This window comes from Amycolatopsis sp. WAC 04197, from assembly GCF_003947475.1.
Lineage (GTDB): Bacteria > Actinomycetota > Actinomycetes > Mycobacteriales > Pseudonocardiaceae > Amycolatopsis > Amycolatopsis japonica.
The window spans coordinates 113,850-129,621 of sequence record NZ_QHJK01000011.1 but is presented as its reverse complement, the minus strand read 5'-3'; the positions used below and the strand labels follow the sequence as shown (position 1 = coordinate 129,621).

The window sequence follows — 15,772 nt, the reverse complement described above, 5'->3', positions numbered from 1 at the left end:
GGGGAGCGTCAACGAAAAGTCGTGGCGAGGCTGGATAACTCTGAACGGCGCCCGTTCACCCGACGAAAGTCGGGCGTTTCGGACGGTACGCTGCGCCTTCATGACGAGTCTCGCTCCGGCGGAATTCGGTGCCGCACTGCGCGCCGCGATCGAACGCAGCGGGCTGAGTCTCAGTGAGATCAGCCGCCGGTTGCGCGATCACGAGACGCCGGTCAGCGTCAGCGCGCTGAGCTATTGGCAGAATGGCGAGAATCGGCCGGAACGGGCGAGTTCCCTCGCCGCGGTGACCGCACTGGAGGTCATTCTCGGTCAGTCGCCGGAAACGCTGACCGGATTGCTCGGCCCGCGCCGCCCTCGTGGGCGCTGGACCGTCCGCACCGGACACGCCCTGAGCTACGACCAGGTGTGGCGGCGACCGGAGGAGGTGGTGCGCGCACTGTCCAAAATGGACGTGACACCGGACGAGCTCGACACTCCGCACCGGCTTTCCCAGTACCTCACCTACCGCGTCGACGGCGACGGCAACCAGGAATCGGTCCGGGTCCGGCGGCTGATCCGAGCCGATCGGGACGGCACGTCGCGGTTCGTCTTCGTGAACCGGTGTACCAGCATCACCCAGCCGCCGTCCGTGCTGTTCACCGACGGCTGCCGCCCGGCGCGGTTCCGCGCGGACGTCCCGTCGTCCACCTGCGTGTTCGAGTTCGCCCTCGACCGGACCTTGGCGGCAGGCGAGCTCGCCGTCGTCGAGTTCGGCGTGCGCTATCCGCCGGGCCAGGGCAAACGGCACGTGCAGGTCGCGCTCTACCGGCCGGCGCGGGACGTCGCGGTGCAGGTCAGCTTCGATCCCGGCCGGTTGCCGCGGCGCTGCGCCGGTTTCTTCCGGCCGCGCGGTGTCCTGCCACCCGAGGAACGGTCCGAGGCGACGTTCGACCGGGACACCAGCACCTTCCAGTTCATCACCCTCGATCCGCAGCCCGGCCAGTACGGCATCCAGTGGAGCTGGACCTGACTATTCGTAAGGCCGTTCGGGCGCGGGGACCGGTGTGGCGCTTTCGACCTTCAGGAACGGGATGCGTTCCCCGTTGACCTCGTCCACCACGGACCCCGGCCGGAACGTGCCGGTGACCTCGATCCAGGTGTCGGGTTCGCTCGGGACGCGACCGTCCAGCACGACCTTGACCGGCCGCCCGTCGGCGGCACAGCAGGTCAGGATCATCCGGACGAGCAGTGACACGCCGTCCGCGCCGGTGGCGGTGAAACCGGTGAGCACGACCCGCCTCGTGCCGAGGGAACGGCCCTCGTCGAACACCGCGCGCGACGCGTAGTCCAGGACGGTCACCTTCACCGGGTCGCCGTCGGGCAAGGGCGGGTACTCGTCGGAGCGTGTCAGCGCCATGCCCGCGTTGCCCGCCGCGTAACTGCCGAGCGGCTGCGGGGCGACCAGGAGCAGGGCGAGCACCGGAAGCGGGAGCAGCCACCCCACTTTCGGGTGACGATGGCGGTTCGTGGCCGCGAGCACCAGGACCAGGAGGCCCGACGCGAGCAGGAACGGCCAGAGCCCTTCCTTGACATAGCGGAGGTACTGGCCGGTCAGGCAGACCTTGAGCACCGCCGCGCCCAGCAGGAGCAGCACGACGGTCGCGGCGGTCCGGTTCACCAGAGCACCGTCCCGGTCACGGCCGCGCAGGCGAGCGCGACCACGAACGTGGCCGGCGCGAACCGCGCGGCGAACCGCCTGCCGAAGGTGCCGGCCTGCATGGCGAAGAGTTTCAGGTCGACCATCGGCCCGACCACCAGGAACGCCAGGCGGGCGGTGAGGGAGAACTGGGTCAGCGAGGCGGCGACGAAGGCGTCCGCCTCACTGCAGATCGACAACAGGACCGCCAGCAGCGACAGCGCGAGGACACCGAGCACCGGGTCGTCCGCGACGGCCTGGAGCCAGCGTCCCGGGATCAGGACGTTGAGCGTCGCGGCGGCCATGGCCCCGACGACCAGGAAGCCGCCCGCGTGCACCAGGTCGTGGCCCGCGGCGCCGGCGAACGCCCGCCAGCGCGTGTCACCGTGGGCGTGTTCGGGCAGTTTGATCCACTCCGTCCGGCCGAGGCCGAGCCACAGCCAGCCCATCACGACCGAAGCGGCGAGCCCGGCCGCCGCCCTGGCGAAGACCATCGACGGCCGATCCGGGAACGCGATCGCCGTCGCGGCCAGTACGACCGGGTTGAGGGCGGGGGCGGCGAGCAGGAACGCGAGCGCCGCGGCCGGGGTGACCCCTTTGCGCACCAGGGCGCCGGCGACCGGGACCGAACCGCATTCGCAGCCCGGCAGCACCATTCCGGTCGCCGCGGCGGCCGGTACCGCGAGGGCCGGATGTTTCGGCAGGGCTTTCGCGAAGAATTCCCGCGGCACGAAGACCGCGATGGCGGCGGAAAGGGTCACGCCGAAGACGAGGAAGGGAACGGCCTGGAGCACGATCGAAACGAAGACCGTCGTCCAGGTCTGCACGATCGGCGTCCCGAGGACGTCGCCGAGCAGACCCCGCGCGAGCAGAATCAGCACGAGAAAGCCCGCGAGCACTTCCACCGAACCGATACGCGAGCGCACTCCGGTGTCCGTCATGTGGCGAACCTCCCATCGTCGGTCAGAACTTTAGGGATTTCGCGGTCCACCTGGAATTTCGTTCTCTGGACAACACTGGACGGCCACGAATGGGCCGGGTCACCCGCCTCGCCCGGTCGGGGGTATTTCCGGATTCCGATTGTGTTCACCCGGCCGGTGGGCACAAGAATCGCCGCATGCGTGCAAGGCGATTCGCCTCTCTTTCCGCCGGTGCCGCCGCAGCGGTGTGCGTGGCGGCTCTCGTGGTCACCGGCGGTGCGGCCGCCGCCCCTTTGCCGGGCGGACTGGGTCCGTGTGTCGGTCCGGCCTGCCCGGGCAAATACCCGCCGGTGAACAACAAGGACTACGCGGGCCGGGACAATGGCATCAACGTCTATGTCGGCGGCGAATTCCAGGTACGGGAAGCGGCGGCCGAAGCCGAAGGACGGGTCGTCGTCCTCGGCGATTTCGACATGGCGAAACGTGCGGGCGCGTCGTCCGTCTACAACGTCGGCATCGCCGGTGTCGGATCACGTGTTCCGCCGCCCGACGGCGCCGACTTCCTGACCACCGGCGGGAACGTCAGCGTCGCGGCCGACCAGCGGCTGCTCGCCGACGGCGGGGTCGTCCGGCACGCGGGAACCGTCACCGGGACGGTGACCGGGAAACTCGAGAAGGATCCCGACGCGGCGAAGCCTTATTTGAGCCTGCGCGAGGATCTGCGAGTGGCGAGCAAGTGCTACGCGCGGGACGGCGCCACACCGCGGCCGGCCACCGGCACGGCGGTCAACCAGGGCTACCGCACGTTGTTCACCGGGGACGGTAAGTCCGCGCTGCAAGTGTTCAATGTGGACTTCGACCTGACCGGCGCCACCGGCGGCATGCAGGGAATCGAGTTCGAGGGCATCCCGGCGGGGGCGACGATCCTGGTCAACATGGTGGGAGCGGCCCGCACGATCAACACCTACACCGGTGACCTGAACGATCAGGACCCGCTCAACAAACTGCGCGAACGGCTGCTGTGGAACTTCCCGGACGCCACCCAGGTGAAGATCGCCGGTGGCGCCCAGTTCCAGGGAAGTGTGCTGATCGGCGAACCCGGGAGCACCGCGACCGTCACCGCGTCCGGGATGAACGGCCGGTTCTTCACCACGGGCTCGCTGGTGCACAGCTCCGAAGCGACCGGTGGCGGCGGGCAGGAGTTCCACGCCTACCCGTTCGACGGTGATCTGCCGGAATGCGGCAGCACGCCGACCACAACGCCCAGCAGCTCGTCCTCGTCGTCGTCGTCTTCGTCGAGCTCGGCCACGACGAGCAGCAGCTCCACGTCGACGAGCCCGACCTCGACGACCACGACCACGACCAGTCCGACCTCGACGTCCAGCTCGCCGACCTCGACCACGTCCACCTCGACGTCCAGCTCCTCGACGTCGGCCACGTCCACTTCGACCACGCCGACGTCGACCACCTCGTCGAGTCAGACGAGCAGCACGTCGACCAGCCCGACGTCGAGCAGCTCTTCGTCCAGCGCGACTTCATCGAGCCCGACGTCGAGTGCCACTTCGAGTAGCAGCGCCACCACGTCGTCCAGTGCCACTTCGAGTAGCACTTCGCCGACCACCAGCAGCAGCTCCTCGAGCACGACCCCGGTACCCGGGGTGACCACCTCCACGACACCGGGGCAGCCGGGAGCGACCACGCCGGGCGGCGGACCGTCCGACAGCGGCCCGCTGGCCTCGACCGGCAGCGAGGTCCGAGGCCTGCTGGTGTCCGGCCTGTTCCTGCTTCTGGCCGGTGGCGCGCTGGTGGCGCTCACGATCCGGTCGAGGCGCCGCGAGTCCTGAGGGCGGTGTCGATGACGTCGCGGCGGTCCACCAGCAGGGCCTCCGCGGCGGTCCGGCCGGTCGCGGCGAGGTAGGCGTCGACGAGCCGGTTGCCGACCGCGTACCCGGCGCCGGTCGGCAGGCCGACGGGAGTGCCGCCGTAGCGGGCGGCCGTCTCGTCGCCGTGCACCCAGACCACGAAGTTCTGCATACCGGTGATCTCCAGCCCGGAGACGACCTTCTCGAACACCGCGTCGTCCCGCAGATGCGGCACGCCGATGCGCGCGTAACCGAGTTCGTCGCCGTACAACTGGCGGGCGAACGCGTCGGCCAGGCCCTCGGACACGATCTGCTCGCCGACCGTGACGGTCGCCGGATCCCAGATCACCCCACCGGGGCTGTAGCGCAGGTTGTGGTTGAGCTCGTGGACGGCGGTGGCCTCCAGCCTCGCCAGATTCTCCGGATACGGCCAGAAGTTGAGGTAGATGTAGCCGGACACGCTGCCGTTGGCCGACATCCCCAGGTTCGGACCCATGAAGTGCCGGTCGCCCGGATCACCCAGCACCGTGAGCACGGTGATGTCCGGGATCGCCAGTCCGGGCGTCGCGGCGAGCTGCGCGGTGACGGCGTCGTCGAGGGCTCGCTGGATGCGGTTCCAGGCGTCCGCTTCGTGCAGGGCTTCGAGAGCCTCCAGACAGCGGTCCTCATCGCGGTCGAGCGGGAATCCGGAGCTCATCGCGTGCATCGCCACGAGGTCGACGTCGCCGGGGAAGTAGTGGTACATCCCGGCGGCAGGCTCGACCATCGCCTTGAGCAGCGCCGCGCGGTCCGCCCGGGGCGCGCGCAGGATCTCGCGCATGGCGGGGTAGGTGTCGAGAACGGTGATCGTCATGGGAGCGACGGTAAAGGCTCCAGTGGGTGGAGACTCAAGCTTCGGCCAGGAATTCCGCCACCGCCTTCCGCCCGGCCACCCCTACTCCCGGTTCTGGATGGAATGCGCCGCTCCTTCGACTGAGGAACAGCAGCACCCCCTTGGCCGCGTTCGCGTTGTTCGCGGTGGCGACCTGGAACCGCGCGTCGTGCGCGCAAGGCCGCGCGTCTTCCCGCCGCGGCCCGGCAGCCGAGACGGCGGCGGGTCCGGCGAGCACCCGCGGTCAAAGTGACGATCGCGGCGAGGACGAGCGTTTCGATCGCATGGACCGATTCTGACCAGGGTTGACAGGGCGGCGCCCGGGTTTCGTCGACGTCGCCCCGTTCGGCGGACCGCCGGCCCGGTACGGAGCCGGACCGGCGGTAACCCGCGGTTTCTATCGCAGAGCGAGGCCGTCCGTGATGGCTTTGACACCGCTCAAACCGGGGACCTCCACCGGTACCGTCGTGTAATACGGATAGCTCATGACAGCGGCGCCCAGCCCGAAGCTGTCGTTGCTGCCCCAGCCCAGGACGGTCCCGTCCGCGCGGACCGCGTAACCGCCTCCGCCGAACCGCCCGACCGCCTTGGCATCCGCCACGCCACGGACCTGTACGGGGACTGTGGACAGGCAGCCCGGGCCACAGTCCGAGCCGTTGCCCAGTCCGCCGCTCCTGTTGTCACCCCACGAGAAGACCGTGCCGTCGGATTTCAGGGCGAAGGCGCGCGCCCAGCTACCCGTCACCGAGGTGACCCCGGTCAAGCCGGAAACCTGGACCGGGACCCGGGAAAAGCAAGCCGACGGTGTCGTGCACGTGACTCCGTTGCCCAACTGGCCCTGGGAGTTGTCACCCCAAGCCGCGACCGTGCCGTCCGTTCTGATCGCGTAGCCGTTGTCGCCGCTCGCAGCACCTAGGGTCTTGATCCCGGTGAGCCCGGAGACGCGCACCGGAGTCGAGGAGCTCGAGACCGTGGAGCCGTTCCCCAGCTCACCGCGGGTGTTGCCGCCCCACGACCACACCGTGCCGTCGGCTTTGAGTGCGTATCCGGCTTCCCTGGACGCCGAGATGGCGGTGACCCCGGTCAGCCCGGAGACCTGCACCGGCGTGACGACGTTCTGGCCCCACTGCCACACGGTGCCGTCGGACTTCAGCGCGTAGCCCTTGGTGTCACCGCTAGCGATGGCTTTGACGGAGGTGAGCCCCACGACGGGGACCGGGGACTCCGAGGTGGTGGCGCCGCCCGCCCACCAGCCGTTGCCGAGCCGTCCGGCCGAGGTGGCGCCCCAGGCTTTGACGGTACCGTCGGCACGCAACGCGTATCCGCTGTCGGACCAGCCGGCGAGTTCGACGACGTCACTCAGGCCGCTGAACGGTTTCATCGCCATCGGGAGCACGTCGCCCTGCTCCCAGGAGTAGGGCCCCCACGTCGTCACACAATTCACCAGGCAGTCGGCGGGAGGCAGCGTGAAGTAGCCCGACAGATCGGCCGTCACGTCGATGGAACCGGCGCGGTTGTGGACGTAGGTCGTGCGGACGACGTCACCGGCGGTGGCGGGAGACCCGAAGATGGATCCGACGAGCGGGGCGACCGCCACCGAGATGGTCTGCCCCGGAACCACGTGCACACTGGGCGGCGGTTCACTGCTCGATCGATTCTCCCAGGCGGTGATGGCGGTGTTCGCCGTCGCCGAGTACCCGGTCAGGTTGAGCGCCAACGCGAGCGCGTTGGACGGAATCGACCGTTGCAGCCGGTAGGACAGGTCGCTCTTCGGGCCGATCTTCCGGGCCTGACCGTCGAAGACGCCGAGACCGGTGCGGCTGTCGAGGACTCGTTCCGGGGCCACCGGGGTGAAGAGCGCTCCGTAGTCGGTGGCGTAGAACCCGATCACGTTGGCTTCCACCTGTACCGTGCCGGCCAGGTTGTACAGGTCGATCGAGCGGTTGGCGCCGATCTTGACCGTGATCAGATTCGAGCCCTGACCGCCCGGGTACGCGGCGACGCTCGCCATGGTCGGACGTGGCGTGGCAGCGGGAGAAGCGGTGACGTAGGTGGCGACGGTGGGCTGGCTCAGCGTCAAGCTGAAAGTGACCGCGGTGGCCGTGGCCGGGACCTCGCCGGTGAGGGCCAGCCGGGTCGTGGCGTTGGGGCCGATCGAGGCGATCGGCAGTCGCGCGGCGCTGACCGGGGTGTACCGCGAACCCGGCGCGGTCGTGTAGTACCCCATGATGCTCACGACCAGGTGGGTCGACCCGGACTCGTTGTAGAAGTCGAGTGCCCGGTCGGCGCCGACCTGCACGGTGACCTGATTGGACCGTCGTTTACCGTTCTGCACCACCAGGTTCGGCAGGTTCGGCCGCGCGGTGCCATGCGGGAAGACGGTCACCGCGGTGTCCGCGGTCGGGCCTTCCGCCCAGACGTTCACCACGACCGCGGTGGTGCCTTCGGGCGCCAGGCCCGCCGCGCTGCCGGTGACCGTGGTGCGGGCGCCGACCGGTCCGACCGGGATCCCGACGCCTCGGACGGTGTCCAGGAACCGGGTCGGCTGAACGGCCGTGAAGCTCGACGCCGGTGAGGTGAGGGCCGAGACGGGTGCGGCCTCGGCGGCGAAGCCCGTCACGACCGATGAAAGCGTGAGGATCCCTGCGGCCAAAGCCGCCACTCGGGATCTGAAAGTCGACAGTGGACGTGAAGCGTCCAGCGCAGTACTCATGTTTCCCCCAGAGAAAGCCCAAAACGGGCTCTGGGAATCTACCTTCACCCGGCTGAGCTCCGGTAGCGGCCGTTCGGGCGAGTACCGCGACCCTGAGGCCGGACCAGGGGAAAGCCCGGATGTCCCCACCGCCGCCCGCTTCTAACGTCGTGATCATGATCCGACGGATGCTCCTGACGGTGCTCGCCGGTGCGGCGGTCCTGCTCGTGCCCTGGACCGTCTACCTCGCGCACACCCTGCCCGACCGGTACGACACCGGGCAGTGGCGTGCGGCTTGGGTCGGGTTCGACGTCGCGCTCCTGCTCTGCTTCGCGGCGGGAGCGTGGCTGGGGATGCGCCGGCGGCGGGCTGCTGTGCCGCTGCTGTCGGCGACGGCCGCGATGTTGTGCTGTGACGCGTGGTTCGACGTCATGCTCGGCTGGACGTCGTCCGAGCGATGGACCAGCGTCGCGCTCGCCGTCTTCGTCGAGATCCCGGTCGCCGTGGTCCTGGCCTTCGCCGCGCGCCGGCTGCTGGGTGACGCGCTGCCGAAGCGATCGGTGAACCTGAACGACATCGCGATGCGCGAGGACCCGCGCTACCACCTGGTGACGCGCGCGCTTCCCGCCGCCGAGGAGGACGTCGCGCGCCGGACCGGGCTGGCACGCGCCGAAGTCGCTGAATGTCTGAAAACATTGCAGGACAACGGTTTCGTGCGCCGTGACCGGAAAGGGAACTGGCTCTCTATCCCGCACGACCTGCGCGAGCCGAAGCCGGACGACTACGACGGTGAGGATCGCGAGCGGGTCACCGCGTTCCTCGACGCCAAGTACGCGAACGAGGTCGCTTTGCTGTCCTGGGCGGCGGAGCACCGCGACGAGTTCGGTCCGTGGGCGACGGCGCAGCGGACTTCGGCACGGCTCACCGAGGCGGAATTCCGGGAACTGGACGCGGAGTACCGCGAGCTGATCACGCGGTACTGCCATCGCCGACGGCGCCCGGCGGACGACGAGCAGGAGCTTTCCGTGCGGTTCTACGCCTTCCCGCCACCGGAGGCGGTCCCGGGTTAGGGATGCCGCCAGGCCAGGAAGGTCTCCAAAGTGGTCAGCCGGTGCTCGCGCACGGCCAGTTCGATCTCCCCGGCCGGAGCGTTCCGGTCGAACAGGTCGAGGATGTTCTGGTGCTCCTGCACGGATTCGTGCGCGCGGCCGGGGACGAAGCTGAACGTCGAGGTGCGCAGCCCCGCCAGCCGGTTCCAGCCGCGGTTGACCAGATCGAGCACCTGCGGATTGGGGCAGGTGCCGAACAGGACACGGTGGAAGTCGCGGTTCAGCGCGGTGAACCGCGACGGCTCGAAGTTGTCGAGACACGCCGTCAGTTCCGCGTTGAGTCCCTTGGCCTGGTCGAGCGCCTCAGCGGGGAGGGACGGCGCCGCCAGCGCGGCGGCGTACCCCTCGACCAGCGCGAGCGTCTGCATGGTGTGCTGGTAGTCGCTCTCGTCGGCCATCGCGACCTGCGCGCCGATGTTGTGCTCGTAGGTCACCAGCCCCTCGGCCTCCAGCCGCCGCACCGCCTCGCGCACGGGCACGGTGCTGACCCCGAGCTCCTGCGCGATTTGCCCGAACACGAGGCGGTAGCCGGGGGAGAAGGTGCCGTCGTCGATCCTCGCCTTGATCCAGTGATAGGCGATCTGCGACTTGCTCATCGCGGTCGAGTTCACCGCGTCGCCCGCGGTCACGAGTAGTGCAGCCAGACTGATTTGATCTCGGTGTACGCGTCGATCGCCCACGGCCCCATCTCGCGGCCCCAGCCCGACGCCTTGTACCCGCCCCACGGCGCGGCCATGTCCGGGATCGGCGGCATGTTGACGAACACCGCGCCCGCGCGGATGCCGTTCGCGAACCGCTGCGCGACGCCGAGATCGCGAGTCCACACCGTGGCCGCGAGCCCGTATTCGGTGTCGTTCGCCCGTGCCAGCAACTCGTCCGGATCGTCGTAGGCGGTCACGGCGAGGACCGGGCCGAAGATCTCCTCGCGCATGATCGTCATGTCGTCGGCCACGCCGGCGAACAGCGTCGGGGTGTAGAAGTAGCCGTCGCGGTCGACGGGCTTGCCGCCGGTGACCAGCTCCGCGCCCTGCTCGCTGCCGGTGGAGACGAGGAAGTCGACGTGCTCGCGATGCTTGGCGGACACGAGGGGCCCGAGCTGCGTCGACTCGTCCAGCCCCGGACCGAGCTTGAGACCTTCGAGCCCGGCGGCCAGTTTCGCGACGAATTCCTGTTCACGCTTGCGGTCCACGAAGAACCGGGTGTACGCGGCACAGACCTGGCCGCTGTTCAACGTCGCACCCGCGAGGTTGCCGGCGACGGCGGCGTCGATGTCGGCGTCGCCCGAGATGATGCTGGGCGCCTTGCCGCCGAGTTCGAGGGTGAGCCGCTTGAGGTTCGACTCCGCGCTGGCCGCCGTGATCAGCTTCCCGACCGCGGTCGACCCGGTGTAGGACAGGTGGTCGACGTCGTCGTGCCTGCTCAGGAGCGCGCCCACCGCGCCGTCGCCGGTGACCAAGTTGACCACGCCCGGCGGGAACCCGGCCTCGTGCACGAGCTCGACCAGCCGGATGCTGGTCAGCGGCGTGACCTCGCTGGGCTTGATCACCACGGTGTTGCCGGTGGCCAGTGCGGGCGCGAGCTTCCACACGAGGATCATCAGCGGGAAGTTCCACGGCGTGATCAGCGCGTTCACCCCGACCGGCTCGCGGCGGGTGTAGTGCAGCGTGTCCGGGAAGGACACCGGGTTCGTGGTGCCCTGGATCTTCGTGACCCAGCCCGCGAAGTACCGCAGGTGCTCGGCCGCGCCGGTGACGCTGACCTGGCGGGAGATCCCGATCGGCTGGCCCTGGTCGCGGGTTTCGAGCGCGGCCAGCTCCTCGTGGTGCTCGTCGACCAGCGACGCCAGCTTGAACAGCAGCGCGGCCCGCTGGACCGGCAGCAGTCCCGCCCAGGCGGGGTCGTTCAGCGCCTTCCGTGCGGCACCGACGGCGGCGTCGACGTCGGCGGCCGACGCGGTGCCGACCTCCTCGATCACCTGGCCGGTGGCCGGATCGTACGTCGGCAGGGACCCGCCTCCCGCGGCGGTCCACTGTCCGTCGATGAACAGGCGTGTGGCCATGGCTAGCTCCTCCTCGACCGGTGTGTGATCGAGTATCGGGCGCCGCGGCGTCTCCGGTCTTGCCCGCCAGGGCACGCCGATTGTCGGCCAGCGAACCGAATCCGCCGGACGTCCGCGTGCCTTGCGAGGGTGGGGACATGGACGTCATCGTGGTGGGAGCGGGTTCGGCCGGTTCGGTGGTCGCCAGGAGACTGGCCGACTCCGGGGTGTGGGTCACCCTGCTCGAAGCGGGCGGGCCGGACACGAATCCGGCCATTCACGACCCTTCGCGGGCCGGTGAGCTGTGGCACGGCCCGGAGGATTGGGACTACTACACCGTGCCGCAGCCGCACGCGGCGAACCGGCGGCTGCATCTGCCGCGCGGCAAGGTGCTCGGCGGGTCGCATTCGCTCAACGCGATGATCTGGGTGCGCGGCGCCCCGGCCGACTACGACGGCTGGGGCGTGCCCGGCTGGCGCTGGGACGACGTACGCCCGGTGTTCGAACGGATCGAGAAGGATCTGCTCGACGTCGTGCCGAACGAGCCGCTGCATCCGATCCAGCAGTCCATTGTGGACGCGGCGATGGAGATCGGGCTGCCGTTCAACCCGGACTACAACGGCGACGAACTCGACGGCGTGTCCGTGCAGCAGGTCACCACCCGCGACGGCAAACGCCTCAACACCTGGCTCGCCTACGGGCAGCCCGCCGCCGAACGGATGACCGTCCACACGGGAGCGCTCGTCCACCGCTTGCTCTTCGAGGGCGACAAGGTGACCGGCGTACTGGCCGAGGTCGATGGCGAACTGCGCAAGGTCTTCGCCGACGAGGTCGTGCTCGCCGCCGGCGCGCTGGCGTCACCGGCGATCCTGCTGCGCAGCGGCGTCGGCCCGGTCGACGAACTGGAGATACACGGTATCGACGTCGTCGCCGAGCTGCCGGGCGTCGGGAAGAACCTGCACGACCACTTGCTCTCGCCGGTCATCTTCGCGACCGATCGCCGTCCGGTCGACCCACCCGCGCCCGGCCGTTCGGTCACGCAGACGCATCTGTTCTGGCGCAGCCGTCCCGGCCTGCCGGTGCCCGACACCCAGCCGATCCACTTCAGCGTGCCGATGTACGAGGAGTGGATGACCGGTCCGGAGACCGGGTTCTCGCTGATGGCGGGCATGGTCACGCCGCGCAGCCGGGGCAGTCTGCGGCTTTCGGGACCGGACCCGGACGACATGCCACTGATCGATCTCGCCGCGCTGGAGGATCCGGCCGACTTCGAGAGCTTGGTCGCGTCGGTCGAGCAGTGCCGGGAGATCGGCCGCGCGTCCGCTCTGGCGGAGGAATGGGGCGCCCGCGAGCTGTACCCGGGACCGGAGGCCGATGTCCGCGAATACGTCCGCCGGACCGCGATCACCTACCACCACCAGGTCGGGACCTGCCGGATGGGCACCGACGCGGACTCCGTCGTCGACCCGGAGCTCGCCGTCCACGGGCTGAGCGGGCTCCGGATCGCCGACGCGTCGGTGCTGCCGCGGGTGACCACGGGCAACACCAACGCGCCGGCGGTACTGGTCGGCGAACAGGCCGCCAGGTTCATGCTCGGCCGATAGTGCGGCGCAGCCAGGAGGCCCGGGCGGCGAGCGCGGCCCGGGTCACCTCGCTGTCCGGGGCGATCCGGTCGAAACCGTGGTACGCGCCCGCCCAGACGTGCAGTTCGGTGGGCACACCGGCCCGCCAGAGCCGCCGCGCGTAGTCGACGTCCTCGTCACGGAAGATCTCGGCCGCGCCGACCTCGATGAAGGCGGGCGGAAGTCCGGTGAGGTCTTCCGCGGTCGCGGGGACCGCGTACGGCGATGTCTGTCCATTGAGGAGCGAACGCCAGCCGAACTCGTTGGCCTCACGTCCCCAAACACCGCGTTCCGCGAATTCCACTGTGGACGCCGAGTCGTTGCGGCTGTCGATCATCGGGCACAGCAGGAGCTGCCCGGCCAGCGCCGGTCCGCCGCGATCCCTGGCCAGCAGGGCGATCCCGGCGCTGAGGCCGCCTCCCGCGCTGCCACCGCCGACGATCAGCCGTCCGGGATCGAAACCGAGTTCGGCCGCGTGCTCGACCATCCAGGTCAGGCCCGCGTAGCAGTCTTCGATCGGCGCCGGATGCGGATGCTCGGGGGCGAGCCGGTAGTCCACGGTCACCGCGACGAAGCCGAATTCCTCGACCAGCGCGACCATCCGGGGCAGGTCGGCGAACCGGTCGTCCAGCACCATTCCGCCGCCGTGGATGTTGTAGAACCCCGGCGCGTCGCGGGCATCCTGCGGCTTGACGACGGTGACGATGACGTCGGTGCCGGGCACCTGGTGGTCTTCCCAGACGAGATCCCGGTCGCCGATCGCCTCGGCGCAGGTCAGGTTGCCCTCGGCCATCGCCTGGCGGATGCTCGCCAGCGAATCCGCGCTCAGCGGCGGCCCGGTGGGCAGACCTTCGAGGGCTCCGGCGAGTTCGGGATCGAAGGCCGTCACGGTCCCTCCGGATCGACGACGCCGCGGTCGGCCCAGTACGGCTCGACCAGTTCACGGAGCCGCTCCGCGCCCACGCGGTCGACGAGGTCGACGGCGCCGAGGTTGTCCTTGAGCTGCTCGGTGCTCGTCGCGCCGAAGAGGGTGGTCGTGTTGGCCGGATGGGTGAGGGTGAAGGCGAGACACAGCTGTGCCGGTGTCGCGTCCAGGTCGGCCGCGATCTTCGCCAGCGCCGGGGCGGAGGCGGCGATGCGTTCGCGGATGTCGCCGGGGTCGCGGCCCACCTGACGCGCGCCGCTGTTCTTGCCCAGCAGGACCCCGCCCTCGAAGATGTCCGAAGACTGGAGTGTGACGCCGAGTTCGCCGAAGACCTTCGCGAACGGTTCACCGTCCGGAATGGACCGTCGCGCGACGCTGTACTTCAGCTGTGCGATGGCGGGTCCGGGTACGTTCTCGGCCGCGGCGAAATCGTGCAAGGCCCGGATCGTGGTGGCGGACCAGTTGTTGACGCCCCAGTGCCGGATGAGCCCGGCCTCGCGGAGCTCGTTCAGATCCAGCACGAGCTGGTGCAGGTCCGTGTCGTCGCGCCGGAGATCGCCCAGTACCACGAGATCCGCGTGCTCGACACCCGCGCGGAACAACGCGTTGTCCAGCTGATCGCGGAGGTTGTGCTCGGGATATCCCTCCAACCAGAGCTTGGCCGAAAGCAGGTAGTCCTCGCGGCGGAGGCCCGCGGCGCGGACCATCGCGGAGAACAGCACGTCGGTGAAGACCGGTGTGGCGCCGGGGAATCCGTAGACACCGACGTCGAAGAGCGTGATGCCGGAATCGACCGCCGTGCGGACGAGGTCGACCGCCTCGCGGAAGTCCATCCGGTCGTAGGTGTGCCAGGAGCCGAGCGAGAGGACGCCGGTGAGCGGACCGTCGCGGCCGATGCGCCGCTGGGGGATGGCCATTGGTTCTCCTAGGGGAGGCGGGGATCGATGACGGCTTTGAGTTCGCCGAGCCGCGACATCGACTCGACACGTCGGGAGGCTTCGGAAAGACCGACCGGTTCGCTGAACAATTGGTCCCACGGCAGCCGATCGGCGAAGGTGCGGAAGAAGTCCACCGAGCGGTGGTAGTCGGCGATGTCGCCGTTGAGCGAACCGACGACCGTGAGTTCCTTGCCCATCACCGTGCCGAGCGCCACGGGGGAGGGCACGGGGCCGGTGGAGCCGACGATCGCTATCGTGCCGCGCTGGGCGGCGAAGGCGACGGCCTCCTCGCCGATGGTCGGCCCGCCCGCGAAGTCGAAGACGTGATCGGCACCCCGGCCGTCGGTGAGTTCCTTGACCCGTTCGATGCGGTCTTCGACGGTGCCGTCGACCGGGATCGTCGCCGTCGCCCCGAACCGCTCGGCGGTCTTCAGCCGGTCGCCGGGCCCGCCGATGGTGATCACGTCACCCGCGCCGGAGATCCGCGCGACCGCGGTGGCGAACACGCCCAGCGCGCCCGCACCCTGGACCACGACCGTCGCACCGGGGCGGATCCCGCCGGCGCGGGAGACGGCGCGCAGCACGGTTTTGCCCGCGCAGCCCGACATCGACGCCCAGGTGTCCTTGACGTCGCCGGGAAGCAGGAGTTTGGCCGCACCGGGAGTCACGTAGCAGTGCCGCACGAGTCCGCCAGTGGCGTACGGGAAGACGTCGGAACGCTGGAGGAATCCGTAGCCGCGCTTCTCGCAGGCGACCGGTTCGCGCAAGATCGTGCAGCCGTAACACTTTCCGCAGGTCGACTCGGACCAGCCGATACGGTCGCCCTCGGCGATCTCGCGGCCGAGGGTGTCGGTGGTGCCCGGTCCGACGGCCACCACCTCGCCGACCATTTCGTGTCCCAGCACCATCGGGAGCATGCCGGGGAAGGTCATCTGGCCGGACCAGAGGTGCACGTCGGTGCCGCACAACGTGGTGCAGGTGATCCGGACCAGCGCGGCGCCCGGTTCCGGCTCCTCGGGCAGCGGTAGTTCCCGCAAGGTGAGCGCGGAGCCGTGTTCGGTGAGCACCGCCGCTTCGGTTCTGTTGACCATCTTTTTAGTCTACAGTCGTAGGAGAAAAA

14 protein-coding genes are annotated in these 15,772 nt (G+C 69.5%); 4 read left to right on the top strand and 10 right to left on the bottom strand.

All coding sequences use genetic code 11. The features are described from left to right. The first annotated feature begins 100 nt into the window (after window positions 1–100). Window positions 101–1,009 carry a helix-turn-helix transcriptional regulator gene (locus DMC64_RS35195; RefSeq protein WP_038514413.1) on the top strand — a complete coding sequence of 303 codons (909 nt, stop codon included), beginning with the start codon at window positions 101–103 and terminating at the stop codon, window positions 1,007–1,009. Here the strand turns inward: DMC64_RS35195 and DMC64_RS35190 are convergent, their stop codons facing one another. Together DMC64_RS35190 and DMC64_RS35185 are read right to left on the bottom strand one after the other, a co-directional pair. Next, window positions 1,010–1,657, bottom strand: a complete 648-nt coding sequence (locus DMC64_RS35190) for a TIGR03943 family protein (RefSeq protein ID WP_125737004.1) — start codon at window positions 1,655–1,657, stop codon at window positions 1,010–1,012. Further along, on the bottom strand, window positions 1,654–2,616 hold the full coding sequence (locus DMC64_RS35185; protein ID WP_125737003.1) for a permease: 963 nt from the start codon (window positions 2,614–2,616) through the stop codon (window positions 1,654–1,656). Before DMC64_RS35185 ends, DMC64_RS35190 begins: the two co-directional genes overlap by 4 nt. A 176-nt stretch (window positions 2,617–2,792) precedes the next feature. Here DMC64_RS35185 and DMC64_RS35180 point away from each other — a divergent pair, with 176 nt between their 5' ends. Continuing rightward, entirely contained in the window at window positions 2,793–4,439 is a 1,647-nt protein-coding gene (locus DMC64_RS35180; RefSeq protein ID WP_233629917.1) for a choice-of-anchor A family protein, read from the top strand. Here DMC64_RS35180 and DMC64_RS35175 read toward each other — a convergent pair. From DMC64_RS35175 to DMC64_RS35165, 3 genes are all read right to left on the bottom strand, one after another. Beyond that, window positions 4,408–5,310, bottom strand: a complete 903-nt coding sequence (locus tag DMC64_RS35175; RefSeq protein WP_125737002.1) for a DUF2268 domain-containing protein — start codon at window positions 5,308–5,310, stop codon at window positions 4,408–4,410. The two genes, DMC64_RS35180 and DMC64_RS35175, sit on opposite strands and share 32 nt — an antisense overlap. A gap of 34 nt (window positions 5,311–5,344) precedes the next feature. After that, window positions 5,345–5,566, bottom strand: a complete 222-nt coding sequence (locus tag DMC64_RS35170) for a hypothetical protein (RefSeq protein ID WP_125737001.1) — start codon at window positions 5,564–5,566, stop codon at window positions 5,345–5,347. A gap of 159 nt (window positions 5,567–5,725) precedes the next feature. Further along, window positions 5,726–7,948, bottom strand: a complete 2,223-nt coding sequence (locus DMC64_RS35165) for a hypothetical protein (protein WP_158634285.1) — start codon at window positions 7,946–7,948, stop codon at window positions 5,726–5,728. A gap of 248 nt (window positions 7,949–8,196) precedes the next feature. Here DMC64_RS35165 and DMC64_RS35160 point away from each other — a divergent pair, with 248 nt between their 5' ends. Next, a complete protein-coding gene (locus DMC64_RS35160) occupies window positions 8,197–9,090 on the top strand; it encodes a helix-turn-helix domain-containing protein (protein ID WP_125736999.1) in 894 nt (297 codons plus the stop codon). On the opposite strand, the gene DMC64_RS35155 is transcribed toward DMC64_RS35160, so the two are convergent. Beyond that, entirely contained in the window at window positions 9,087–9,758 is a 672-nt protein-coding gene (locus tag DMC64_RS35155; protein ID WP_125736998.1) for a GntR family transcriptional regulator, read from the bottom strand. The two genes, DMC64_RS35160 and DMC64_RS35155, sit on opposite strands and share 4 nt — an antisense overlap. Then, on the bottom strand, window positions 9,755–11,188 hold the full coding sequence (locus DMC64_RS35150) for an aldehyde dehydrogenase (protein ID WP_038514403.1): 1,434 nt from the start codon (window positions 11,186–11,188) through the stop codon (window positions 9,755–9,757). Before DMC64_RS35150 ends, DMC64_RS35155 begins: the two co-directional genes overlap by 4 nt. 137 nt (window positions 11,189–11,325) lie before the next feature. Between DMC64_RS35150 and DMC64_RS35145 the strand changes: the two genes are divergently transcribed. Next, on the top strand, window positions 11,326–12,771 hold the full coding sequence (locus tag DMC64_RS35145) for a GMC family oxidoreductase (protein WP_125736997.1): 1,446 nt from the start codon (window positions 11,326–11,328) through the stop codon (window positions 12,769–12,771). Here DMC64_RS35145 and DMC64_RS35140 read toward each other — a convergent pair. From DMC64_RS35140 to DMC64_RS35130, 3 genes are read right to left on the bottom strand one after another with little or no spacing between them, the layout of a single operon-like run. After that, on the bottom strand, window positions 12,755–13,678 hold the full coding sequence (locus tag DMC64_RS35140; RefSeq protein ID WP_125736996.1) for an alpha/beta hydrolase: 924 nt from the start codon (window positions 13,676–13,678) through the stop codon (window positions 12,755–12,757). The two genes, DMC64_RS35145 and DMC64_RS35140, sit on opposite strands and share 17 nt — an antisense overlap. Continuing rightward, window positions 13,675–14,631 (bottom strand): aldo/keto reductase, encoded by a 957-nt coding sequence (locus tag DMC64_RS35135; protein ID WP_125736995.1) that lies wholly within the window; start codon window positions 14,629–14,631, stop codon window positions 13,675–13,677. Before DMC64_RS35135 ends, DMC64_RS35140 begins: the two co-directional genes overlap by 4 nt. 8 nt (window positions 14,632–14,639) lie before the next feature. Next, window positions 14,640–15,743 (bottom strand): zinc-binding dehydrogenase, encoded by a 1,104-nt coding sequence (locus tag DMC64_RS35130; protein ID WP_125736994.1) that lies wholly within the window; start codon window positions 15,741–15,743, stop codon window positions 14,640–14,642. Window positions 15,744–15,772: the final 29 nt, after the last annotated feature.